This window comes from Sandarakinorhabdus sp. (assembly GCF_040398665.1).
In the GTDB taxonomy this organism is placed as follows: Bacteria; Pseudomonadota; Alphaproteobacteria; order Sphingomonadales; family Sphingomonadaceae; genus Sandarakinorhabdus.
This window is the reverse complement of sequence record NZ_JBBATQ010000007.1, coordinates 111,145-132,542: the sequence shown is the minus strand read 5'-3', so window position 1 is coordinate 132,542 and position 21,398 is coordinate 111,145. Positions and strand designations below refer to the sequence as shown.

Genomic DNA, 21,398 nt, shown 5'->3' with positions numbered 1-21,398 from the left:
ATTCAGGGAACGTAATTTCCAAAGTGTTACCAACGGACTTCAATTGAACAGTCGTCGGCCCTTTGACCCCTAGGCGCCGTAACACACTTGCCGGCAATGTTATGCGCCCCCGGCTGCCCATGACGATGTAGTCTCGCATTTCGTTTTGCTATGTTAGTTACCGTGGTTGGTCAATTCCAAAGCGGCAACAAAGATAGCTTTCAACATCTCTGGCGTGATGGTGCCGGTGTTCAGATTCAGACGGCTGGGATGATAGCTGTCCACCAGCAGCACGCCCGATGGCAATTTGTGCACTGCTCCGTGCCCGAAACGATATTTGGGCAATTTGCCGCCGATTGCCTTGATCGCGGCCTGGTGCGCGGTTTCGCCCAGGGCGACGACGACGCGCAGCGCGGGCAGGGCGGACAGTTGCGTGGCCAGAAACGCCCGGCAGGCGTGCTTTTCGCCCGTTTCGGGCAGGTTGCCCGGCGGCGCGCAGGCGACGGCGTTGGTGATGAACAGGCCGGGCACATCCCACCGTTCCGGCGTTTCGGTCGCCAGCCCCAGTTCGGCGAGCGTGGCGAACAGCAATTTGCCGGCATCGTCGCCGTGGAAGGGCTGGCCGGTGCGGTTGGCGCCTTTCAGGCCGGGGGCGAGGCCGACGATCGCCATTCTGGCCTGCGGATCGCCCAGCGGCGGCACCGGCGCGTTCCACCAGCCGGGGTGGCGCAGCCGTTGTTCGGCGCGATAGGCGACCAGGCGCGGGCACAAGGGGCAATCGGTGGGCGGCGTGCCGGGGAAAGGGGTTTCGCCAATTGTCTCGTCAGTCATGGTCGCAGGCTGTAGGGACTTGGGCCAATATGGCAATCGTGCATGTCGCCATCGGATCAAACCGCTGCCACGGCCGTTTCGGCCGCCCGGCCGGCGTGCTGCGCGCGGCGATGGCCGCGTTGCCCGGCGTGGTGGCGGCATCGCCGATCCTCGCCACGGCGCCGTTGGGGCCGGGCACGCGGCGCTATGCCAATGCGGTGGCGGCGCTGGCGTGGCCGGGCAGCCTGCCGGCACTGCTGGCGTTGTTGCAGGGCATGGAGCGCGATTTCGGACGGCGACGCGGGCGGCGCTGGGGGGATCGGGCGCTCGATCTGGACATCATTGCAGCCGGCAGCGTGGTGCTGCGCGGGCGGGACTTGCGGGTTCCACACCCGGAACTGGCGCGGCGGCGGTTCGTGCTCGATCCGCTGGTGGCGGTGGCGCCCGGCTGGCGGCACCCGGTGTCGCGGCTGACGGCAAGACAGTTGCGTGCGCGGCTGCTTCGCCCTAAAGGGCGGCCCCGCGCGTGACGACACGTGGTTCTGGGTCCTTAGCTCAATCGGTCAGAGCGACCGCCTTTTAAGCGGTAGGTTTCGGGTTCAAGTCCCGAAGGACCCACCACCGCGCTGCGCGGCGTGGTGGCAAGGCGCAGCCTTGCCACGCGACTCCCGCAAGGCCGGCCGGGCTGGCTGACGGCCCTCAGGCCGGCAGAACAGCTTCGACGGCGTGGCTCTGCCACGCTCCTGCTTCCTTATTTTTTCAAATGCCAAGCGGACTTGGCGGCTTTGCCGCCGGCCGCAAACGACATGTGCAAACACCGCGTCCTCACTTCGATCGTCCCAGCTGGGGCATGGTTCCCCAAGCATCAGCCCCACCCCCAGCCCCTCCCGCGAGCGGGAGGGGAGCCGTGCGCTCCCCGCCGCGCACAAGGACCACCTGCGCAAACCACCCCTTGCGCGCCGCGCCGCGCCGCCGCACCATCGCATCATGCCCTTATCCGATTACAGTCTCAGCCACTTCACCGCTGGCCCCTACACCCGCCCGGTCTATCGTCGCGGTTCAGGCCCGGCCGTGATCGTCATCCACGAAGTGCCCGCGCTGCACACGCTGGTGATTGATTTTGCCGACCGGTTGGCGGCGGCCGGGATGACGGTGATCTGTCCCAGCCTGTTCGGCACGCCCGGTTCGGTGCCAACCAAGGCCGCGGCGGTGAAGCAATTGTTCCTCAACATCTGCATCAGGCGGGAATTTTCGGCCTGGTCCGATGGCCGGTCCTCACCCATCGTCGATTGGCTGCGGGCGCTGGCGGCACAGGCGCATGCCGAATGTGGCGGGCCGGGGGTGGGCGCGATTGGCATGTGCTTCACGGGCGGTTTTGCACTGGCCATGATGACGGAACCTGCCGTGATCGCACCGGTGCTCAGCCAGCCCAGCCTGCCGATCCGCGGTGGCGGCACGGGAAGCATCGATTGCACGCTGGCCGAAATCGCCTGCGCGCGCCGCCGCTTCGAGGCTGAGGATCTGTCGCTGCTGGCGCTGCGCTACAAATCCGACAAGCTGGTCCCCGATGCGCGGTTTCGCAGGTTTGAGCGCGAATTTCCCGGCCGGGTGGAGACGATCGAGCTTGATGATGCCGATGCCCGCTCTGGCACCGGCATGGCCCCGCATTCGGTGCTGACCGTGCATCTGCCCGAGGCTGGCCCCGGCAAGGAGGCCGAACGGCGCGTGATTGGCTTTCTGCGGCAACGCCTGGGGCTTGCACCGTCACCCTCGTGACGGCAGGGAAGCGGCACGCCAAAGGAGCCAAGATGAAATCCCTGACCGCCCAGATGATGCTTGCGATGCTGCTCGCCGCAAGTGCCGTTCCCAGCCCGGCCCTGGCGCAAGCCCCGGCACCAGCCGCTGCCGTGCTGCCCGGCGGCACCCGCACCATCGACCGCAAGATCGGTTCGGGCGCGGTGGCGGAACCCGGCCGCATGGTCGCGGTGCATTACACCGGCTGGCTGTTCATCGATGGCGGCAAGGGCAAGAAGTTCGACAGTTCGCGCGACACCGGCCAGCCCTTTGTCTTCACCCTGGGCGCGAGCGAGGTGATCTTGGGCTGGGATGAAGGCGTCGCCGGCATGCAGGTGGGCGGCACCCGCACGTTGATCGTGCCGCCGCAGGCCGGCTATGGCGAAGCGGGCGGCGGCGATGTCATCCCGCCGAATTCCACCCTGCTGTTCGAAGTGGAATTGCTGGCCATACGCTGAAGTTTCGCCAAATTGTCGGCGGCCACCATCTTGGTGGAAGAAGCAGTAAAATTTGGCTTTTGCCCCTGCGACATTCTGTTACACTACTTGAGTCTGGCTGTCCGGGGGAATGCGGCCGGGGTTGCCAAACGTGGAAACAGTTGAGTTTCAAGGGGGGTGGACCATGGCCAATTCTGAACATGTCGATCTGGAAGGCTTTATTTCGGGCGTGAAGCGGCGCAATCCCGGCCAGCCGGAATTCGTGCAGGCCGTTACCGAAGTCGCCGAAGATATTTTCGAGTTCATGGCCGACAAGGTGAAGTATCACGAAGCGCAGATCCTGCGCCGCATTGCCGAGCCGGACCGGGTGATCAGCTTCCGGGTATGCTGGGAAGACGACAAGGGCAATGTGCGCGTGCAGCGCGGCTGGCGGGTGCAGAACAACAACGCCATCGGCCCGTACAAGGGCGGCATCCGCTTCCACCCGTCGGTCACCGAAAGCGTGCTGAAATTCCTGGCCTTTGAACAGACGTTCAAGAACGCGCTCACCGGCCTGCCGATGGGCGGCGGCAAGGGCGGCAGCAATTTCAACCCCAAGGGCAAGAGCAGCAATGAAATCATGCGCTTCTGCCAGAGCTTCATGACCGAACTTTATCGCCATATCGGCGCCGACGTCGACGTGCCGGCCGGCGATATCGGCGTGGGCGGCCGCGAGATCGGTTACATGTTCGGCCAATACAAGCGCATCACCAACCAGTTCACCGGCGTGTTGACCGGCAAGGGGCTGGAATGGGGCGGCAGCCTGATCCGCACCGAGGCGACGGGTTATGGCGCGGTCTATTTCCTGCAGAACATGCTGACGTCGAAGGGCAATGATGTTGCCGGCAAGAGCGCGGTGATTTCCGGTTCGGGCAATGTCGCCACCCACGCCGCTGAAAAGATCGTGCAACTGGGCGGCAAGGTGCTGACGCTTTCGGATTCCGAAGGCTTCATCCACGATCCGGACGGCATCACCCAGGACAAGATCGATTGGGTGAAGCATCTGAAGAACGTGAAGCGCGGCCGCATTTCGGAATATGTGAACGAATTCAAGGGCGCAACCTTCCATGGCGGCGGCGCACGGCCCTGGGGTGTGGCTTGCGATGTTGCACTGCCCTGCGCCACCCAGAATGAACTGAATGGCGAAGAGGCCAGGACTTTGCTGTCAAACGGCTGCATCGCCGTGGCCGAAGGCGCCAACATGCCGACCGATCTGGATGGCGTGCATGTCTTCAAGGCGGCGCGCATCCTTTATGCGCCCGGCAAGGCATCGAACGCGGGCGGCGTCGCGGTCTCCGGCCTGGAAATGAGCCAGAACAGTGCCCGCATGGCCTGGAAAGAGGCCGAGCTTCAGGAAATGCTGAAGGACATCATGAAGGGCATTCACGATCGCTGCCTGGAATATGGCCGCGGCGCCGATGGCCACACCGATTATGTGAAGGGCGCCAACATCGGCGGCTTCAAGAAGGTGGCGGACGCGATGCTGGCCTTCGGGGTGGTGTAAGGGGGCAACGGCGCGGGAGACGCAGCCATGGCCGAGGGCGAGTTTGGGGAACGTCTGAAAGGCTTTGCGTCCAGCGCAACGGCGGTCACCGCCATATTGGGCTTCGTTGTTGGCCTGCCCAGCCTGGTGTTCACCTGGAGCAGTCAGGCCAACGAGCGCGCCCGTGTTTTTTCTCAGGCGGTCGATCAGGAGGAGGCGCGCTGGAATCGGCTCTATGAGCTCTATTACAGCGCTTTGGCCGATCGCGAAGTGAACGGCCGCGCTGCCGTGGCAGAGGCGCGCTTTCAGGCTTTGTGTCGGCTCGTGATCCGTCCGGCATCTGATTTTCACGAATTCCCGCTGGGGTGGCCGATTGCCGACCATCGCTCCTCTCAACATATTGCTGCTTCTGACCGCGCGTCGGAAATGCGGAAGGGTCTGGTCAATATGCTGAGCAACCCGGCGACCGCTTCAAGTGCCGCCGTGGATTGCATGGAACAGCGCAAGGGCGCCGTCGCTGCAGAAGCCAGCGAGACCCGCCAACGGGTCGAGCCTGCAAAGCCTGCCGTCGGCGCTTCAACGGATGTGCCACCGTCGGTCAGCCTTGCCGCTCAACAACAGACCAAAGTCGAAGTGGCCTTGAGTGCTGCGACCGCCCAGCAACTCGATCCACTGAAGCAGCCTGGATCGGTCACACTAAGCGCCGGCAAACCGGCCGGTTATGATCTCGACGTGTTCTGGTGTGAGGGCGCCAAGGCATCGGAGAATCTGCAACGGGCAGACGTCGCAGCAAGGACATTGGCTGTGGACAGTGTGGGCGGCATCCCCATCGGGCGTGTGCGGCTGAGAATCTTGACCGTCGAGCAGCAGGCGGCGCGCGGATGGGGGCAACTGGGCAATCAGGTGCGCGGCGAGAGCGACGAGGACGGCCAGGCAAAGGCGCTTGTTTCAGCCCTGAATGGCACAGTAGACGGGCCGTTCCGCTATTTCAAGTCATCGCAAAAGACGCCCTGGTACATCAGCGTGTTCGCGTGCCAGCCATGAGCGGGCCGATCATCGATCGCCGGGTGTGCGCCGAAATCGATGGCCCGTTCGTGCTGTTCCTGATCGGCATTCGCATCAACCGGCTGTGGAAGGTCGGCAGCTGGTTGCCGACGTTCAGGGCGATGGGGCCGATGATCGCCGAACTGTCGCGCCGGCCGGAACTGGGCCTGCTGCACAACCGGAGCTACTTTGGCTTCCCGGGCACCACGCTGGTGCAATATTGGCGCAGCCACGATCATCTGCAGGCCTTTGCCACTGGGCGTGATCAACTGCATCTGCCGGCCTGGCAGCGTTTCAACAAGGCGGTGGGATCGAATGGTGATGTCGGCATCTGGCACGAAACCTATCTGATCGATCCGGGCCAGTATGAAAATGTCTACAACAACATGCCGGCCTGGGGCCTGGGCCGCGCCGGCACCATCCACGATGCCACGGGCCCGCGGGCCCGCGCCGAAGGCCGGCGGCAGGTCCAGATTCAACCAGAAGCAAGCCTGACCAACGAGGGATCGAACCATGACCAAAGCCTCTGATCTGCTGGTGCAATGCCTGGAACAGGAGGGCTGCGAATATGTGTTCGGCGTGCCCGGCGAGGAAAATCTCGATTTCCTCGATAGCTTGCAGCGCTCCACCAAGATCCGCCTGATCCTCACCCGCCACGAACAGGGCGCCGGCTTCATGGCCGCCACCTATGGCCGCCACACCGGCAAGGCCGGGGTGTGCGTGGCGACGCTGGGGCCGGGCGCCACCAATTTCGTCACCGCGGCGGCCTATGCCTTTCTGGGTGGCATGCCGATGCTGATGATCACCGGGCAGAAGCCGATCAAGAAGAGCAAGCAGGGCCGGTTCCAGATTCTGGACGTGGTCGACATGATGCGGCCGATCACCAAATACACGCACCAACTGGCATCGGCCGACAATATCCCGGCGCGCACCCGCGAAGCCTTCCGCCTCGCCCAAGAGGAAAAGCCCGGCGCCACCCACCTCGAACTGCCGGAGGATATCGCCCACGATCCCACCGATGCGGTGCCGTTCAAGCCGAGCTATGCCCGCCGGCCGCTGGCCGATGCCAAATCGATCCTGGCGGCGGTGCGCGCCATCGAGGCCGCCAAATCCCCCATCCTGGTGATCGGCGCCGGCGCCAACCGCACCATGACCAGCAAGATGCTGCTGGAACTGATTGAAAAGACCGGCATCCCGTTCCTGACCACCCAGCTTGGCAAGGGCGTCATCGACGAACGTCACCCGCAATTCCTGGGCTGCGCGGCGCTTTCGGCCGGCGATTTCGTCCATGCCGCCATCCGCCGTGCCGATGTGATCGTCAATGTCGGCCATGATGTCATCGAAAAGCCGCCGTTCTTCATGTCGGGCGACGACACCACCGTCATCCACATGTCGTTCCGGTCGGCCGAGGTCGATCCCGTCTATTATCCGCAGATCGAGGTGATCGGTGATATCGCCAACGCCGTGTGGCAATTGAAAGAGGCGATCATGGTGCAGCCGCACTGGGATTTCGTCGCCATGCACACCGCCCGCGCCGCCGAGGTTGCCCACCGCGATGCCGCCGTCGATGATGCGCGCTTCCCGATCTATCCGCAGTATCTGGTCAGCGAAATCCGCAAGGCGATGCCGGATGATGGCATCATCGCGCTGGATAACGGCGTGTACAAGATCTGGTTCGCCCGCAACTATACCGCCTATCATCCCAACACGGTGCTGCTGGACAACGCGCTGGCCACCATGGGCGCCGGCCTGCCATCGGCAATGGCCAGCAACATGGTCTATCCCGATCGCAAGGTGATGGCGATCTGCGGCGATGGCGGTTTCATGATGAACAGCCAGGAGATGGAGACGGCGGTTCGCCTCAATCTCAACATCACCGTGCTGATCCTGAACGATGGCAGCTATGGCATGATCCGCTGGAAACAGGCCAACATGGGCTTCAAGGATTGGGGCCTGGAATATGGCAACCCGGATTTCGTCGCCTATGCCGAGGCCTATGGCGCCAAGGGCCATCGCGTGACCAGCGCCGAAATGCTGCCCGGCCTGATGGCACATTGCCTGAACACGCCCGGCGTCCACCTGATCGACTGCCCGGTGGATTACAGCGACAACGACCGCATCCTGAACAAGGAAATCAAGGAACTGAGCGCGAAACTCTGAATTCCGGCGGATCGGATGGGCAAACCCTGCCCATCCGCTCTAACCGGCCAGCTTGCGCGCCGCGGCGAAGAAACCCTCGATCTGCGCCGGGGTCGCATCGCGGATGGTGCCCACCACTTTCAGCTGCGTCACCTTAAGGCCCACAAAATCCAGGATCTGGCGGCGCAGCACGTTCGGCCAGCCGTTGCGATAGCCCAGCCACAGATACCAGGGCGGCGTGTCGGCGGTGATCAGCACGCGGGCGGTGCGGCCTTCCAGCAGCTTTTTCGGAAAATGCCCGTCGCCTTCATAGGCAAAGGCGATGCCGGGCAGGAACACCCGATCGATCAACCCCTTCAACTTGGCCGGCGCCGCGCCCCACCACATCGGGTGGACGAGGATGAACGTATCGCACCAGCGCAGCGAGTCCAGAAACGCGGCCAGGTCCGGCTCATGGTCCATGCGGCTCTTGTAGCCATGGGCAAGGTTGGGATCGAAGCGCATCGCTGAAAGCTGCATCAGCTGAACCTCCGCCCCGCGCGCCTGCGCGGCTTCGGCCGCGGCCTTGGCCAGCCCCGCACACAGCGACGCACCATCGGGATGGCCGTCGAGAACGAGCACGCGGGTGGACTTCATGATCGTTCACATCCTTGCAATGACGGGTGCCGGGCCAGGCAATTTTGCCGGTTTTGACGAATCCGCCGGGAATCTGGCGTTGAAAATCTTGGTTTTTGGCCAATCGGCTGGGCCGGTTGGTGAGCAATAGTCTATGCCAAAGTGCCAACTGTAGGACAGCGGCAATGTTCGGCTGGCCTTCCCCTCTCCCTTGACGGGAGAGGCGAGAGGCGGCGTAGCCGGCCCGGGTGAGGGTGAATCCGCCCGTGGTTGCGGAAGGACACCCTCACCCGCTCGCCGAAGTCGGCGAGTCGCCTCTCCCGTCAAGGGAGAGGGGTTTTTTATGCCGCATATCGCCCATCGGCGAGCCGCCGCGCCATGCCGATGCCGGCCAGCGCATCCAGCACGGGCTTCACCGTGGCGGCGCGTTTGGCCTTGAAGGCGCGGGCGACGTCGGCGACGGCGAGCGGGGCGGGGGCCGCGGCGAGGATGGCCTGCACGGCGCTGACCTGTTCGGGCAGGGTGGCGGGCCAGGGGATGATGTTGCTGGGCAGCACGGGCTGTGCCTCGCCCAGATCGAGGCCGATGGCGGTGGGCGCCTGCCAGCCTGGCGCCTGAAATTCGGGGCGCAGCCAGCGCACGAGGCCGCGGGCTTCCTCGGCGGCGCGGGCCTGGTTCAGCGCCACGAGGCGGGTGATGATGGCTTCGTCGTCGAGGGTGTCCGGCCAGCCATAGGCCTGCGCCACGGCCGCGTCGATGGCGTCATGATGCTGGCGGATCAGGGTAACGAGGCCGCGATCATGGATATCGCGCTCCGCCTCGGTCAGCGCCCGGCCGGCCTTCAACGCTTCCAGGACATTGTAGAGCTTGGTCAGGGTGAGATCGTCCTGCGCGGCCAGCACGCGCTTGCGCAACGCGTCGAGCGCTTCGGCCTCGGCGCGGATGCGGGCTTTGCGCGGTTCGGGGACGTCGGCGGGGAAGGGGAAGGGGTCGAAGCAAACCGTCTTGGTGTATATTGGCCTGTCCTCAAGTGTGGCACCTGTCGTTAGGGTCCACAAAACATGGATGGAACTGCTCAAAATTCCAAGATGATAGGCATCAGAGAGTGCAATGCACACCAAGCGATTATCAGGAACAACATTCACCGGAAGGAACTGGAATACCCGGTGTTTGGCAGTTTCCACAGTAGCGACGTAGCGCTCTACACCACGTAGAGCTTTGCGAAGTTCCGGACGGGGCTTACCGAACAACCACCATTGCGCTGCATATTGTCGGGAATCGGCTGTACTGCTCTTGGCAGCTTGGCCGTCCCGCTTGGGTTTCACAGCACCGAGCAGATGTTGGTAAACTGCTGGGTAACCGTCCCGCACCTCCGTTTCGCTCAGCCCATATAGATCAATGAGTTTCACATCACGCGGCCGTGCTGTCAGATCTAACCCATTTCGATAATCAAAGATCACAGCCGGTTGCGCGTCCAACCCATCGCGGATGCGTGCGGTGGACGGAGCATCGGGCACTAACCGCGCCGCATCCTCTGGGGTGAGAATGAAGCCGTCGCCCATCAGCTGCACACCGCGTGACGATAGTCGCTCATTGGACTTTAGCGCCAAGGTAGCGGTTACGTCCGCTCCCACCCGGAAATCACTAGTGATGCTGCCCAACGCCTCGGCAAAGTCGATGCGCTCCGGCGCATCGTTTTCGTCGGTCACGCTGAGCAGCCGGCCTTGCTGTTTGCCGGGCGCAGATACCGTCATGGCGATGCGCACGGCGGCGCCGTCTTTTTCATCGACCCAAGGGTGATCAGGGGTGGCGAAGATCAGGCTGATACCGTCCTTGGCCTCCAGATGCTTCGCCACTACGCGCCGGCTGAAGACTTGCGTGATGCTGTTGGTGGTGACGAAGCCGAAGCGGCGGGTGCCGCCCTTGCGCACCGCCAGCGCTGCCTTGTCCCACCAGTGCATGACGAAATCGGCACTTTCGGGCACATCGGTCACGCTGAACAGCGCCTCGAAATAGCCATCGCCCAGCCGATCGCGCACATCCTTGCCGCCGATGAACGGCGGGTTGCCCACGATGAAATCCGCCGCCGGCCATTTGGCGGCGCGCGGGCGGATATAGCGATACACCTCCACGCGCGCGGTTTCGTCCGGCACTTGTCTGCCGGTCACCGGGTGCAGCTTGGTGGTTTCGCCGTCCCAGCGGGTGACGGGCGCGCCATTCTCATCGCGTTGCAGCACCCGATCATTCCACTCGATCAGCGCGTCGCGGTTTTCGATGGTGCGCACGTCGCGCAATATGGGTTCGGGCGGGGCGCGCTCCGTGCCGTTGACGCGGAAATGCCATTGCAGATAGCCGATCCACAGCACCAGTTGCGCAATGGCAGCGGCGCGGGAGTTGATTTCGATCCCGAGGAAATTTTCCGGCGTGATGGTGTGGCCGGTCAATTCCACGACATATTGCGTGTCGCCCAGCGCCTCCAGCAGCGCGACGACTTCGCCTTCCAGTTCCTTCATGCGCGCCATGGCGACATAGAGGAAATTGCCGGTGCCGCAGGCCGGATCGAGCACTTTCGTTTGCGCCAGCCGGGCGTGGAAGGCCTGCACCGTCGCGCGGGCTTCATCGGCCTTGCCGTCGTCGATCAACGTGGCCGCGGCGCCGCGCACCCCATCCCAATCGGCGCGCAGCGGCTCCATGATGGTCGGGCCGATCAGCCGTTCGACATAGGCGCGCGGCGTGTAATGCGCGCCGAGCTTGGCGCGTTCCTTCGGGTTGAGGGCGCGTTCGAGCAGCGTGCCGAAAATCGCCGGCTCCACCTCTGTCCAGACATGTTCGGCGGCGCGGATCAACACCTCAAGTTCTTCGCCGTCGAGATCGATGGCGGTGCGATCCTTGAACAGATAGCCGTTGAACCTGCGCAGCGGCACGCCCAGCGCCGGGGAAAATTCGCCGGCGTCCATCGCCTGCCACAGCGCCGACAATTGCAGGGCGAGATGCTGCGGATGGGCGCGCTGGCTTTTGAGCAGGCCGGTGAAGCTGCCTTCCGGGATCAGGCCGCAATCTTCGGCGAACATGGTGAACAGCACGCGCATCAGGAAGCCGCTGGTGCGCTCAGGGTTATGGCCGCGCTTTTCGATGCGGCGGGCGACGGTGGCGAGCAGATCGGCAATGTCGCGGGTGACGCGCGCGGCGCGGGCAGTGGGATCAAGGCTGTTGGGATCGGTCCAGATGGCGTGCAGGCGTTCCCGCACGCTATCATCGTGCAGATCATACAGCATGATGCGATAACGGGCGCGATCGGGGAACTGGGCATAGGCGCGGCCGGTGCCGGTGAAATCGGCATAAACCTCGATGCAATGGCCGACATCGACGACCAGCAGGAACGGCGGCCAGCCATGATCGCTGGGCAGTGCGCGGGCATAGCGTTCTGCCTGGCCCTTGGCCTGCACCATGGCGCGCGCCCAACCCGGCGTGCCGCGCCGGGCCGTGCCACGCTTCATGCGGGTGCTGGCGGTCTGGCCGAAGAGATCGAGATCGTCCTCGCCTTTATCCGCCGCTGCCCGGTCAGCCGCGCTGCCCTGCTTGGCTTCGAGGATGAAGCAATCGCGCTTGTAGCAATCGATGCGGCCAAAGCTTTGCGTGCCGTCGCCGTTGCTTTGAAAGACGCGGCGTTCGAAGACATAATCATTATGGGTATCATCGGCGCGGCTGCCGGCCGGGGCGGGCACGCCGATCAATTGGGTGAGGCCATTGATGAAGCTTTGCGTGTTGGCCAGTTCGGACCCGCCGGTATCGCGCCAATTGGCGATGAAATCCTCGATTGTTGCCGCGGCGTGCATTGTGGATGGTGTAGCCGAGTTGGTTCTGTGCGCCTAGCAGGGTTGCTGCCAGCGCGTCGCTGCCAACTCGTCCACGGCCTTGGCCTCCACCCAGCGGGCGCTGCCGTCCGCCCGTTCTTCGCGTTTCCAGAACGGGGCCTTGGTTTTCAGCCAGTCCATGAGGAATTCGGCCGCCGCGAAGGCATCGGCGCGGTGGGGGCTGGCGGTGAGGACGAGGACGATGGCGGCGCCGGGGCGCAAGCGGCCGTGGCGGTGGATGATGGTGCCGTACACGCCGGGCCAGCGGGTGGCGGCCTGATCCGCGATGGCTTGCATCTGCGGCAGGGTCATCGCGGGGTAATGTTCGAGGGTGAGGGCGATGAGGCCATCGTCGGCGCGGACGAGGCCGGTGAAGCTGACAATGGCGCCAAGATCGGTGCGGGTGCCGATCAGCGCGGCTTGTTCGGCGGCGGCGTCGAACGGTTCGGCTTGCAGTTTGGCCCGGATTGCCACGTCGCTCATCCGCCGGTCACCGGGGGGAAGATGGCGATTTCTTTCGCGCCGGTGATCGGGGTTTCGGGCTTCGCGAACTGCTGGTCCACGGCGACATGGATGCGGCTGCGATCGGCCAGGGCGGCGGCGTGGCCGGCGCTTTGGGTGGCGAGCCAATCGAGCAGGGTAGCGACGGTGGTGATGGCTGCGGGTGGGCTGATGGTTTCGCTGTCCACGCCCACCGCTTCGCGCACCCAGGCGAAGTAAAGCACCTGCATCACATGTGCCGCAGGCTGGCGTGGAACATGCATCACATGTGCCGCAGGCTGGCGTGGAACATGCATCACATGTGCCTCAGGCCGGTGCGCAGATAATCATAGCCGGTGATCAGCGTCAGGATGGCGGCGCCCCAAAGGGTGACGAGACCGACCTCCTGCGCCGGCAGCCAGGGCAGCAGCGGCTCGACGCCGACCAGGATCAGCGCTCCCAGCGCCATCAGTTGCGCGGCGGTCTTCCATTTGGCCAGTTTGCTGACCGGCATGGAGACGGCGAGCGTGGCGAGATATTCGCGCAGGCCCGACACGATGATCTCGCGCAGCAGGATGATCAGGCCGGCCACCACGCTGTAGCCGTGCAGCACCTGCGCATCGACCAGCATGACGATGACCGCGGCGACCATGATCTTGTCGGCAATCGGATCGAGGAATTGGCCGATTTTCGACACCGTGCCCCATGATCGCGCCAGATAGCCATCGAGATAATCGGTGACCGCCGCCAGCGTATAGAGCGCGAAGGCCGCCAGCCATTCCCAGGGGTTGCGACCCCACATCAGCCACACCAGGCCAGGCACGGCGAGGATGCGCGACAGCGTGAGCAGATTGGGGAGGCTGGACATCACGGCGCCTTCATAGGCAATCCGGGGCAAAGTGGAAAGTTGCTGATGAGACAGGCGATCAAGGTTTCTGATGCCCAGGTTTCTGATGCCGTTCCCGGCCGCCGTTCGGTGCGCTGGTTGCTGCCGATGCGGGCGCTGGCCCCCGCCCTTGCCCTTACCGCCTGCACGCCCACGCTCAGCCGCTTCGAACGCACGCTGGCCGCCAACGACAGTGCCACCGCCGCGCTTGGCCAGTGGTGCGCCGCGCGCGGCATCGCAGCGCCCGCCAGGATCGTCGCCATCGCCGATCGCAGCGCCCATGAAGCTCCGTCCGCCGCGACCCGAACCGCGCTGGGCGTCGGCGCCGACGAGCCTGTGGCCTTCCGCCAGGTCCGCCTGCGCTGCGGGCCAGCGGTCCTGTCCGAAGCGAAGAACTGGTATGTGCCCGCCCGCCTGACCCCGGCGATGAACGCCACGCTGCTGGCCACCGATACCCCCTTTGGCACGGTGGTGCGCCCGCTCGGTTTCCGTCGTGAGCGGTTGGCAAGCCGCCGGGGCCGCGCGGCGGAATGCCCGCCGGGCACAGTGCTGTCGCACAAGGCGGTGCTGCGGCTGGCCGATGGGCGCGGCATCAGCCTGGTGATCGAATGTTATACGCCGGCCAATCTGCGCAAGCCTGGCGAACGGTGAGGCGAGGGAGTCTGCGCAGATTGGGGAGGCTGGACAGCAACCGCCCTTCACGGGCAATCCGGTGGACACGGGAAAATTGCTGAAGGGGTTTGCGATGAAGGTTTCTGATGCCGTGCTCAGCCGCCGTTCGGTGCGTGGCTTTCTGCCGACGCCGGTGGAGCCGCAAGTGATCCGCCGTGTGGTCGAGCGCGCCGCCTGGGCGCCATCGGGCGGCAATCTGCAACCCTGGCACATCGACGTGGTCGGCGGCGAGCGGCTGGATGAGCTGAAGCGCATCATGATGGGCAAGTTGATGGCCGGCGGCGGGCCGGAGCCGACCGAGTATGACATCTACCCCAAGGTGCTGCCGGAGCCGTATAATAGCTACCGTTTTGCCGTGGGGGAGGAGCTTTATGCCCGGCTCGGCATTCCGCGCGAGGACAAGGCCGGGCGGCGCATGTGGTTTGCCCGCAATTTCCAGTTTTTCGGTGCGCCAGTGGCGCTGTTCTGCAGCGTGGCGCGCACCATGGGGCCGCCGCAGTGGAGCGATCTCGGCATGTATCTGCAGACGCTGATGCTGCTGCTGAAGGAAGAGGGGCTGGACAGTTGCCCGCAGGAATGCTGGGCGGTGTATCCGCAGACCATCGGCGACTTCATCGGCATTCCGGCCGAGCGCATGCTGTTCACCGGCATGGCGATCGGGTTCATCGATCCGGAGGACAAGGCCAACGCCGTCCGCCCGGCGCGTGCGCCTGTGGCGGATTGGGCGCAGTTCCACGGGATGTGATTCCCGCCGCGGCCCTGGCTGCCACGCTGCTGTCGGCGTTGATCCACGCGGGGTGGGATCTGTTTCTGAAGGGCCGTGCCGGCGATCGCATGATCGATCTGGCGGTGCTGGGTCTGGGCGGGACTGCGTTCGGCGTGGGGCTGATCCTGCTGTTCGGCGCACCGGCGGCGGGGGCCTGGCCCTATGTGCTGGCTTCCAGCGCCATCCATCTCGTCTATTGGACGGCGCTGACCAGGGGCTATGCCAGCGGCGACATGAGCCATGTCTATACCATCGCGCGCGGCACGGCGCCGGCGCTGGTCACGCTGGGCGCGGTGATCTTTGCCGCCGAGGTGCCGAGCTGGGGACAGGGCCTGGGCATCGCGGCGATCAGTGCCGGCGTGATGCTGGTGGGGCTGAACCGCGCGGCGCCGCCGGCGGCCACCTTCTGGGCGCTGCTGACCGGCGTGGCCATTGCTGGTTACAGCCTTGTCGATGCGCTGGGCGTGCGGGTGAATGGCGATGTGTTCAGCTACAAGGGCTGGGGCGCAGTGTTCACCTTCCTGCCGATCAGCCTGTTCGTGATTGCGCGGCGCGGCGTGGGCGGCTTCCGGGTGGCGGCGGCCGGGCGTTGGCGGGCGGGGATGCTGGCCGGTGCGGTATCGAGCGCGGGGTTCATGCTGGTGTTGTGGGCGCAATTGCAGGCCCCGATCGGGGCGATCACCGCGCTGCGCGAGACATCGGTGGTTTTTGGGGCCGCGCTGGCGGCGCTGTTGTTGAAGGAAGCGGTGGGTGCCCGGCGCTGGGCGGGCGCGCTGCTGGTGTGCGCGGGCGCGATGCTGATCGGGTTTGGAGCGTAATCCGGGATCACGGGAAATTTTACCATTTCTTTATTTAGCGCATGTAACATGATGAACGGGTCGTCGAATAATTCATCCAGCAGGATGGGGAATATTTCATGCGACGTACATCATGGGTACTGGCCACTTCGATCCTTGTTTCTGCGTCGCTGCTGTGGACGGCCGATGCGCCGACGCAGGCGCAGGCTCAGGGCACCCCGCCATTTGCCGGCACCGGCCACGGCATGTTTTTCAATGCCAGTGGCGCGCCTGTTGAGCTGACGCTGGAACGCGCGGTGCAGGCGCAGCGCTGGTATCGAGGTTTGCTGCTGGGCAAACTTGCCGCCAGCGACCGGCGCATCGTGCTGGCACAAGAGGTGCAGTTGCGGCAGAATTTGCCGCTGCAAGGCCAGGAGGCTCTGATTGCAAATCAGCGCGTGCTGGACGCGATGGTCTTGCGGCTTCCAGCCGGAGCGGTGGACCACCGGCAACTCGGCGTGATCCGGCTGTTGAGCTATCGTTTGCAGACGGTGATCGGCGACAAGAATTTTGCCCGCTTCACGCCGAGCGCGGCGCTGGCCAGGCAACTGGATCGGGTCACGCTGGCACCACGGCGGCTGCCGGGGGGCGTCGCGGCATTAGCTACTCTCAACAGCGGCCAAGCCTATATCAATGAATGTGCCAACAACCGGGTGCCGATCCCGCCGCCGATCAATCAGATGGACGTGAACGGCCTCACCGGCTGGAAGATCGAAGGGGAAATTCCCACAGCCAGCCAGTTCATTGTCAACACGCCGGCCGAAGTGCGGGTGTTCACGAACGCCGATGGCATGTGCATAGCGTTGCCCCGCTACACCGGGGCCGGCAAGACCCGAGTGCTGCTTGATGGTGTCATCTGCCAATCCAAAATCACGTCCAAAGTGTGTTTTTGGGACAATCAGATGGGCGGCGCCGGTTTCGAATTCAACGCGACCGATCGGATTCCGATCGGCGTGCCAAACATCGCCATCGACCCCCTCGGGCGCTATCAGGCGGGTGGCAATGAATTGCTGGGCGGCGACGGCGGCGTGTGTACCGGCTGCCATGCTGGCGAGAATGCCTATATCGTCCATCCGGAAGTGACGCTGACGGCGGTCACGACCGGCACCAGCAATGTGGTGTGGGAAACCATGGCCAGCCGCTATCCGATGTTTGCGCCGCAACGTTATGATCCGATCGTGCCGGCGGCCTGGCCGCAGAACCAGCTTTCGCACAGCCCGACCTATGTGCCGGCTGATTGCAAAGGCTGTCATCAGCAGGGCGCCAGCGGCGGCAGGCTTCCGCATTTGTCCACCGAGTTGCGCGATGGCCCCAATTATTGCGGTTCGGTGCTGACGCCGGCGGTGTTCCGCACCATGCCGCAGTTTGCCGGCGGCACGTTGGCCAATGATCCTTCTGTCACCGCGTTTCGCGCCGATTGCAACCTCGCGCCGACCGCTGGCCCCTCGGATCGGGGCGATCCGCACATTGTGACCACCAACAATGTGGCCTATGATTTTCATGCGGCCGGGGAGTTCGTGGCGTTGCGAAACAGCGCCACCGGATTTGAAGTGCAGACAAGGCAAACGCCCGTGCTCACCGGTTTCCGTGCCGGCCCCAATGCCCATACCGGGCTCGATGGCTGCGTCAGTGTCAACAGTGCTGCGGCCGTACGCGTCGGCAAGCGCCGGCTGAGCGTGCAACCCGGTGACAGACAGCAACGGGAACGGATGATCTTGTTGATCGATGGCCGGCCGGTCAGGCTCGCCGGGGGCAAGCTCGATCTTGGCAATGGCGCCAGCGTGCGGACCAGTGCGGATGGGGCCGGCTTCGACGTGCGCAGCGGCGATGGCGACCGGGTGGTGTTGACCCCGGCTTTCTGGCCGTCGCAATCGGTGTGGTATCTCGACGTCGATGTGATTGGCTCAGCAGCGCGCGAAGGGGTCATGGGGGTGATTCGCAATCCCGATTGGTTGCCGTCGGCTCCGAATGGCGGCCGGTTTGGTCCGCGTCCGGCTGCGCTGACGGACCGGCACGTGGCACTCAACCGCAAATTCGCCGATGCATGGCGGGTCGATGCGGCTTCCAGCCTGTTTGATTATCAGCCGGGGACCAGCACCGCGACCTTTACCGACAGGGATTGGCCTTCGCCGCCGGGCGGCATGTGCAGCAGTGCCAACGTGCCGGCGATCGGCGATCGCCGATCCCAGCGCAAGATCGGTGCGCGTCGCGCCAAGGCGCTGTGTGCCGAGTTGCCACTGGCAGCCGCACGCCAACAGTGCGAATTTGATGTGCAGGTCCTTGGGGATGCAGCCATTGTGCAGAATTATCGACGGGCGATTGCCAATCGGCTGGCCCCTTGAGGCGGCATCACGCCTCGCGTCAGGCTTCGGACTATGCCTCTCTGGGCCCCAGCCCCATCAGTTTGCGGGTGCGTTCGATGAAGGCGCGGTTGTCGCTGCTGGTGCTGTCCCCGGATTTGACCGGGTATTTCACGGGCGAGGTTTCCGGCACCAACAGGCCGCGCTGCACCGCGGGCCGGGCGGCGATGCGTTCTTTCCAGCGCGCCAGATTGGGGAAGGGTGCCAGTTCGACGCCGCTCCAGGTGGCGGTGCGCACCCAGCAGAAATGCGCGATGTCGGCGATGCTGTAGTCGCCGGCAAGATGGTCGCGCGTGGCCAGGCGGGCATCGAGGATGGCGAACAGGCGGCGCACTTCGGTTTGATAACGCGAGACGACGGCGGGGAGTTTTTCCGGCCAGTAATGCACGAACAGATTGGCCTGGCCCATCATCGGGCCGACCCCGCCGACTTGCAGCATCAGCCATTGCAGCGCTTCGGACCGCGCCCGCGGGTCGGCGGGCAGCAATTGCCCGGTCTTTTCGGCCAGCCAGATCAGGATGGCGCCGGATTCCATGATGGCGTGGCCATCATCCAGCAAGGCCGGTACCTTGCCGTTGGGGTTCAGCTTCAGGAATTCGGCGCGTTTCTGCTCGCCGCCGGCCAGATCGAGCGTTCGCACGTCATAGGGGAGGCCAAGCTCTTCCAGCGCGATGGAGATCTTGTAACCATCGGGCGTGGGTGCGGTGAACAGGGTGAGGGTCATGGGTCCAGCGTCTCGCCATCCAACATGTGGCGGCGGTTCATCAGATCGGCCCAGCCGTAGGGGCATTCATCAGGGAAGGTCGCCAGCGGCAGCTTGGTTTGCGCATAGGCTTCTCGCCGGCCGCTGCGATAGGCATTTTGAACCGCATCGTCGCGACGGGATTTGAAGCTTGGATTCGCCTCAAGCAGGCGCCTCGCGCGATCCCGGTTGTTCGCAATCGTCAACTGCCAACTGCGCGAACGCCGCTCCGGCTGATGATCCCATTTCAGCATGTGCGCCAGGATCAGCCGCAGCGCGGATTCGAACTTGTCATATTGTTCATGCCCCACGTCTTCCAGTTCCTCGGCAATCAGCGCTGCATCGGCAAGGTGGAGCTGGCCGGAACGCAGCAGCATGGCCTGGTGGAAGGCCCAGCCGGCAAGATCCGCATCCTGCTCCGGCCCGCGCTGCACGGAGGTCGGGGCATCGTCCGCAAGGTCGTCTGGCGATTTCAGCTGCGTGGCCATGCGCGCATCCTACCCCCTCAACCGTTCGGGTGGAAGTGTTGCCAGATCGCCAGCGCCATCTGGCTGGAAATGCCGGGCGCCTTCTCCAGATCGGCCAGGGTGGCGCCCTTCACCGATCGGCTGGTGCCGAAATGCATCAGCAGCGCCTTCTTGCGGGCCGGGCCGATGCCGGGCACGTCATCCAGCAGACTTTGCGTGATGGCCTTGCTGCGTTTGGCGCGGTGGGCGCCGATGGCAAAGCGGTGGGCTTCGTCGCGCAGGCGTTGCAGGAAATACAGCACGGGCGCGTTGGGCGGCAGCGTCATCTCGCGCCCCGAGGGCAGATGGAAAATCTCGCGGCCGGCGTTGCGATCCGGGCCCTTGGCGACGCCGACGATGGCGACGTCGGCCACGCCCAGCTCCTCCAGTGCCGCCAGCACCGCCGACACCTGGCCCTTGCCGCCGTCGATCAGGCACAGATCGGGCCAATTGCCGGTCTCCCGGTCCGGGTCTTCACGGTCGAGCCGGGTGAAGCGGCGGGACAGCATGGCCTTCATCATGGCGAAATCGTCGCCGGGCGTGATCGCCTCGTCCTTCATGTTGAACTTGCGATACTCGCCCTTGCGGAAGCCTTCCGGCCCCGCGACGATCATCGCACCCAGCGCGCTCGTGCCCTGGATATGGCTGTTGTCATACACCTCGATGCGGGTCGGCGGTGCGTCGAGATCGAAAATCTCGGCCAGTTCGCGCAGCAATTTCGCCTGGGTGGTGGTTTCGGCGCGACGGCGCTGGATCGCCTCTTCGGCGTTGCGCTGCGCCTGTTCCACCAGGCGCTTGCCCGGTCCGCGCTGGGCATGGCGGATGGTCACCTTGCGCTCGGCTTTCACACTCAGCGCCTCGGCGAGCAGCGCGGCTTCGGGCAGGGCGCGATCGAGCAGCAGCTCACGCGGCGGCGGCAGATCCTCGTACAATTGCGCCAGGAAGCTTTGCAGCACTTCGGCTTCATCGACGCCATCGGTGTGGCTGGGGAAGAAACTGCGATGCCCCCAATTCTGGCCGCCGCGGATGAAGAAGATCTGCACGCACACCGCGCCGCCATCCACCGCCATGGCGATGACATCGGCGTCGCTGGTGTCATCGCTGGCGTGGATCGCCTGGCTGCCCTGGATGAAGGTCAGCGCCTTCAGCCGGTCACGAATGACGGCGGCGCGTTCATAATCCCTTGTTTCGGCGGCGCCCTGCATGGCGCTGGCCAGCTTCTTCTGCGCCTCCTGGGTGCGGCCCGACAGGAAGCCCTTCGCGTCGGAGACCAGCTCGGCATAGCTCTCGGCATCGATGCGCCCGGTGCAGGGGGCGGAGCAACGCTTGATCTGGTGCAGCAGGCAGGGGCGGGTGCGGTTGGCAAAGAAACTGTCCGTGCAGCTTCTGAGCAGGAACACTTTCTGCAGGGCATTCAGCGTGGCGTTGACCGCACCGGCGCTGGCGAACGGGCCATAATAGTTGCCCTTGGCCACCCGCGCGCCGCGATGTTTGGAAATGCGGGCAAATTCATGATCGTCGCGCAGCAGGATGAACGGGAAGCTTTTGTCGTCGCGCAGCAGCACATTGTAGGGCGGGCGGTAGCGCTTGATCAACTGGGCTTCCAGCAGCAACGCTTCGGATTCGCTGTTGGTGGTGACGATCTCCATGGACCGCGTTTGCGACACCATGCGCTGCAGGCGGCGGGGCAGGCGGGTGACCTGGGTGTAATTGGTCACGCGGTTCTTCAGCGCCCGCGCCTTGCCGACATAGAGCACTTCGCCGCCGCTATCGAGCATGCGGTAGACGCCCGGCTTGATCGGCAGCGTCTTCACCACGGCGCGGATGGTTTCCACCCCGCGATCGAGATCGGGCGTGTCCTTGCCGCGCACGGCATAGGTCGCGCTTTCCTCGGAAAAGCGGTCGGGGGGAAGTTCGCTCATGGTCTCGCCCGCCCTACACAAGCGACCTTGGCCC

The 21,398-nt window shown here is 64.5% G+C and carries 21 protein-coding genes and 1 tRNA gene; 13 read left to right on the top strand and 9 right to left on the bottom strand.

What is annotated here, in order from left to right; translation table 11 throughout:
• Window positions 1-153: 153 nt before the first annotated feature.
• Complete coding sequence (locus ABWP22_RS10770) at window positions 154-810, bottom strand: uracil-DNA glycosylase (RefSeq protein WP_353199972.1); 657 nt, start codon at window positions 808-810, stop codon at window positions 154-156.
• 29 nt (window positions 811-839) lie between these two features.
• Here ABWP22_RS10770 and folK point away from each other — a divergent pair, with 29 nt between their 5' ends.
• The 8 genes from folK to ABWP22_RS10730 all read left to right on the top strand — a co-directional run bounded on the left by folK (window position 840) and on the right by ABWP22_RS10730 (window position 7,746).
• The gene (gene folK / locus ABWP22_RS10765) at window positions 840-1,319 is read left to right on the top strand and encodes a 2-amino-4-hydroxy-6-hydroxymethyldihydropteridine diphosphokinase (RefSeq protein WP_353199971.1); all 480 of its coding nucleotides are present in this window, start codon (window positions 840-842) and stop codon (window positions 1,317-1,319) included.
• 14 nt (window positions 1,320-1,333) lie between these two features.
• Window positions 1,334-1,410: transfer RNA gene (locus ABWP22_RS10760), tRNA-Lys, on the top strand.
• A gap of 366 nt (window positions 1,411-1,776) precedes the next feature.
• On the top strand, window positions 1,777-2,565 hold the full coding sequence (locus ABWP22_RS10755) for a dienelactone hydrolase family protein (protein WP_353199970.1): 789 nt from the start codon (window positions 1,777-1,779) through the stop codon (window positions 2,563-2,565).
• A 32-nt stretch (window positions 2,566-2,597) separates the two neighbouring features.
• Window positions 2,598-3,041, top strand: coding sequence for an FKBP-type peptidyl-prolyl cis-trans isomerase (locus ABWP22_RS10750; protein ID WP_353199969.1), 444 nt, complete (start codon window positions 2,598-2,600; stop codon window positions 3,039-3,041).
• A 163-nt stretch (window positions 3,042-3,204) separates the two neighbouring features.
• The gene (gene gdhA, locus ABWP22_RS10745; protein ID WP_353199968.1) at window positions 3,205-4,563 is read left to right on the top strand and encodes an NADP-specific glutamate dehydrogenase; all 1,359 of its coding nucleotides are present in this window, start codon (window positions 3,205-3,207) and stop codon (window positions 4,561-4,563) included.
• A gap of 27 nt (window positions 4,564-4,590) precedes the next feature.
• Complete coding sequence (locus ABWP22_RS10740) at window positions 4,591-5,586, top strand: hypothetical protein (protein WP_353199967.1); 996 nt, start codon at window positions 4,591-4,593, stop codon at window positions 5,584-5,586.
• Window positions 5,583-6,116, top strand: a complete 534-nt coding sequence (locus tag ABWP22_RS10735) for a DUF4188 domain-containing protein (protein WP_353199966.1) — start codon at window positions 5,583-5,585, stop codon at window positions 6,114-6,116. Before ABWP22_RS10740 ends, ABWP22_RS10735 begins: the two co-directional genes overlap by 4 nt.
• The gene (locus ABWP22_RS10730; protein ID WP_353199965.1) at window positions 6,100-7,746 is read left to right on the top strand and encodes an acetolactate synthase large subunit; all 1,647 of its coding nucleotides are present in this window, start codon (window positions 6,100-6,102) and stop codon (window positions 7,744-7,746) included. Before ABWP22_RS10735 ends, ABWP22_RS10730 begins: the two co-directional genes overlap by 17 nt.
• Before the next feature lie 39 nt (window positions 7,747-7,785).
• Here ABWP22_RS10730 and ABWP22_RS10725 read toward each other — a convergent pair whose 3' ends face one another.
• Window positions 7,786-8,361 carry an NAD(P)H-dependent oxidoreductase gene (locus ABWP22_RS10725; protein ID WP_353199964.1) on the bottom strand — a complete coding sequence of 192 codons (576 nt, stop codon included), beginning with the start codon at window positions 8,359-8,361 and terminating at the stop codon, window positions 7,786-7,788.
• Between ABWP22_RS10725 and ABWP22_RS10720 the strand changes: the two genes are divergently transcribed.
• Window positions 8,360-8,491 carry a hypothetical protein gene (locus tag ABWP22_RS10720; RefSeq protein WP_353199963.1) on the top strand — a complete coding sequence of 44 codons (132 nt, stop codon included), beginning with the start codon at window positions 8,360-8,362 and terminating at the stop codon, window positions 8,489-8,491. The two genes, ABWP22_RS10725 and ABWP22_RS10720, sit on opposite strands and share 2 nt — an antisense overlap.
• Before the next feature lie 190 nt (window positions 8,492-8,681).
• Here the strand turns inward: ABWP22_RS10720 and ABWP22_RS10715 are convergent, their stop codons facing one another.
• The 4 genes from ABWP22_RS10715 to pgsA all read right to left on the bottom strand — a co-directional run bounded on the left by ABWP22_RS10715 (window position 8,682) and on the right by pgsA (window position 13,542).
• On the bottom strand, window positions 8,682-12,176 hold the full coding sequence (locus tag ABWP22_RS10715) for a class I SAM-dependent DNA methyltransferase (protein ID WP_353199962.1): 3,495 nt from the start codon (window positions 12,174-12,176) through the stop codon (window positions 8,682-8,684).
• 33 nt (window positions 12,177-12,209) lie between these two features.
• Window positions 12,210-12,677: a molybdenum cofactor biosynthesis protein MoaE gene (locus ABWP22_RS10710; RefSeq protein WP_353199961.1), complete on the bottom strand. Its 468-nt coding sequence runs from the start codon at window positions 12,675-12,677 to the stop codon at window positions 12,210-12,212.
• Complete coding sequence (gene moaD / locus ABWP22_RS10705) at window positions 12,674-12,925, bottom strand: molybdopterin converting factor subunit 1 (protein WP_353199960.1); 252 nt, start codon at window positions 12,923-12,925, stop codon at window positions 12,674-12,676. The genes ABWP22_RS10710 and moaD overlap by 4 nt, the downstream gene beginning before the upstream one ends.
• A gap of 65 nt (window positions 12,926-12,990) precedes the next feature.
• Entirely contained in the window at window positions 12,991-13,542 is a 552-nt protein-coding gene (gene pgsA, locus ABWP22_RS10700; protein WP_353199959.1) for a CDP-diacylglycerol--glycerol-3-phosphate 3-phosphatidyltransferase, read from the bottom strand.
• A gap of 45 nt (window positions 13,543-13,587) precedes the next feature.
• Between pgsA and ABWP22_RS10695 the strand changes: the two genes are divergently transcribed.
• From ABWP22_RS10695 to ABWP22_RS10680, 4 genes are all read left to right on the top strand, one after another.
• Complete coding sequence (locus ABWP22_RS10695) at window positions 13,588-14,211, top strand: hypothetical protein (RefSeq protein WP_353199958.1); 624 nt, start codon at window positions 13,588-13,590, stop codon at window positions 14,209-14,211.
• A 94-nt stretch (window positions 14,212-14,305) separates the two neighbouring features.
• Window positions 14,306-14,977 (top strand): nitroreductase, encoded by a 672-nt coding sequence (locus ABWP22_RS10690; RefSeq protein WP_353199957.1) that lies wholly within the window; start codon window positions 14,306-14,308, stop codon window positions 14,975-14,977.
• Window positions 14,974-15,816 (top strand): EamA family transporter, encoded by an 843-nt coding sequence (locus ABWP22_RS10685; RefSeq protein ID WP_353199956.1) that lies wholly within the window; start codon window positions 14,974-14,976, stop codon window positions 15,814-15,816. The genes ABWP22_RS10690 and ABWP22_RS10685 overlap by 4 nt, the downstream gene beginning before the upstream one ends.
• Window positions 15,817-15,914: 98 nt before the next feature.
• Window positions 15,915-18,176, top strand: a complete 2,262-nt coding sequence (locus ABWP22_RS10680) for a hypothetical protein (protein ID WP_353199955.1) — start codon at window positions 15,915-15,917, stop codon at window positions 18,174-18,176.
• Between the two features lie 31 nt (window positions 18,177-18,207).
• Here ABWP22_RS10680 and ABWP22_RS10675 read toward each other — a convergent pair whose 3' ends face one another.
• Genes ABWP22_RS10675 through uvrC form a run of 3 tightly spaced genes read right to left on the bottom strand, consistent with a single transcriptional unit; the run spans window position 18,208 to window position 21,364 of the window.
• The gene (locus tag ABWP22_RS10675) at window positions 18,208-18,918 is read right to left on the bottom strand and encodes a glutathione S-transferase family protein (protein ID WP_353199954.1); all 711 of its coding nucleotides are present in this window, start codon (window positions 18,916-18,918) and stop codon (window positions 18,208-18,210) included.
• The gene (locus tag ABWP22_RS10670) at window positions 18,915-19,424 is read right to left on the bottom strand and encodes a DUF29 domain-containing protein (RefSeq protein ID WP_353199953.1); all 510 of its coding nucleotides are present in this window, start codon (window positions 19,422-19,424) and stop codon (window positions 18,915-18,917) included. The genes ABWP22_RS10675 and ABWP22_RS10670 overlap by 4 nt, the downstream gene beginning before the upstream one ends.
• 17 nt (window positions 19,425-19,441) lie before the next feature.
• Complete coding sequence (uvrC, locus tag ABWP22_RS10665) at window positions 19,442-21,364, bottom strand: excinuclease ABC subunit UvrC (RefSeq protein WP_353199952.1); 1,923 nt, start codon at window positions 21,362-21,364, stop codon at window positions 19,442-19,444.
• Window positions 21,365-21,398: the final 34 nt, after the last annotated feature.

Coding starts and splice junctions, on each gene's coding strand:
- ABWP22_RS10740 (WP_353199967.1), top strand. CDS start 4,591: ATGGCCGAGGGCGAGTTTGGGGAACGTCTGAAAGGCTTTGCGTCCAGC.
- gdhA (WP_353199968.1), top strand. CDS start 3,205: ATGGCCAATTCTGAACATGTCGATCTGGAAGGCTTTATTTCGGGCGTG.
- ABWP22_RS10690 (WP_353199957.1), top strand. CDS start 14,306: ATGAAGGTTTCTGATGCCGTGCTCAGCCGCCGTTCGGTGCGTGGCTTT.
- ABWP22_RS10675 (WP_353199954.1), bottom strand. CDS start 18,918: ATGACCCTCACCCTGTTCACCGCACCCACGCCCGATGGTTACAAGATC.
- folK (WP_353199971.1), top strand. CDS start 840: ATGGCAATCGTGCATGTCGCCATCGGATCAAACCGCTGCCACGGCCGT.
- ABWP22_RS10670 (WP_353199953.1), bottom strand. CDS start 19,424: ATGGCCACGCAGCTGAAATCGCCAGACGACCTTGCGGACGATGCCCCG.
- ABWP22_RS10735 (WP_353199966.1), top strand. CDS start 5,583: ATGAGCGGGCCGATCATCGATCGCCGGGTGTGCGCCGAAATCGATGGC.
- pgsA (WP_353199959.1), bottom strand. CDS start 13,542: ATGTCCAGCCTCCCCAATCTGCTCACGCTGTCGCGCATCCTCGCCGTG.
- ABWP22_RS10770 (WP_353199972.1), bottom strand. CDS start 810: ATGACTGACGAGACAATTGGCGAAACCCCTTTCCCCGGCACGCCGCCC.
- moaD (WP_353199960.1), bottom strand. CDS start 12,925: ATGCAGGTGCTTTACTTCGCCTGGGTGCGCGAAGCGGTGGGCGTGGAC.
- ABWP22_RS10730 (WP_353199965.1), top strand. CDS start 6,100: ATGACCAAAGCCTCTGATCTGCTGGTGCAATGCCTGGAACAGGAGGGC.
- ABWP22_RS10695 (WP_353199958.1), top strand. CDS start 13,588: ATGAGACAGGCGATCAAGGTTTCTGATGCCCAGGTTTCTGATGCCGTT.
- ABWP22_RS10750 (WP_353199969.1), top strand. CDS start 2,598: ATGAAATCCCTGACCGCCCAGATGATGCTTGCGATGCTGCTCGCCGCA.
- ABWP22_RS10720 (WP_353199963.1), top strand. CDS start 8,360: ATGATCGTTCACATCCTTGCAATGACGGGTGCCGGGCCAGGCAATTTT.
- uvrC (WP_353199952.1), bottom strand. CDS start 21,364: ATGAGCGAACTTCCCCCCGACCGCTTTTCCGAGGAAAGCGCGACCTAT.
- ABWP22_RS10755 (WP_353199970.1), top strand. CDS start 1,777: ATGCCCTTATCCGATTACAGTCTCAGCCACTTCACCGCTGGCCCCTAC.
- ABWP22_RS10715 (WP_353199962.1), bottom strand. CDS start 12,176: ATGCACGCCGCGGCAACAATCGAGGATTTCATCGCCAATTGGCGCGAT.
- ABWP22_RS10680 (WP_353199955.1), top strand. CDS start 15,915: ATGCGACGTACATCATGGGTACTGGCCACTTCGATCCTTGTTTCTGCG.
- ABWP22_RS10710 (WP_353199961.1), bottom strand. CDS start 12,677: ATGAGCGACGTGGCAATCCGGGCCAAACTGCAAGCCGAACCGTTCGAC.
- ABWP22_RS10725 (WP_353199964.1), bottom strand. CDS start 8,361: ATGAAGTCCACCCGCGTGCTCGTTCTCGACGGCCATCCCGATGGTGCG.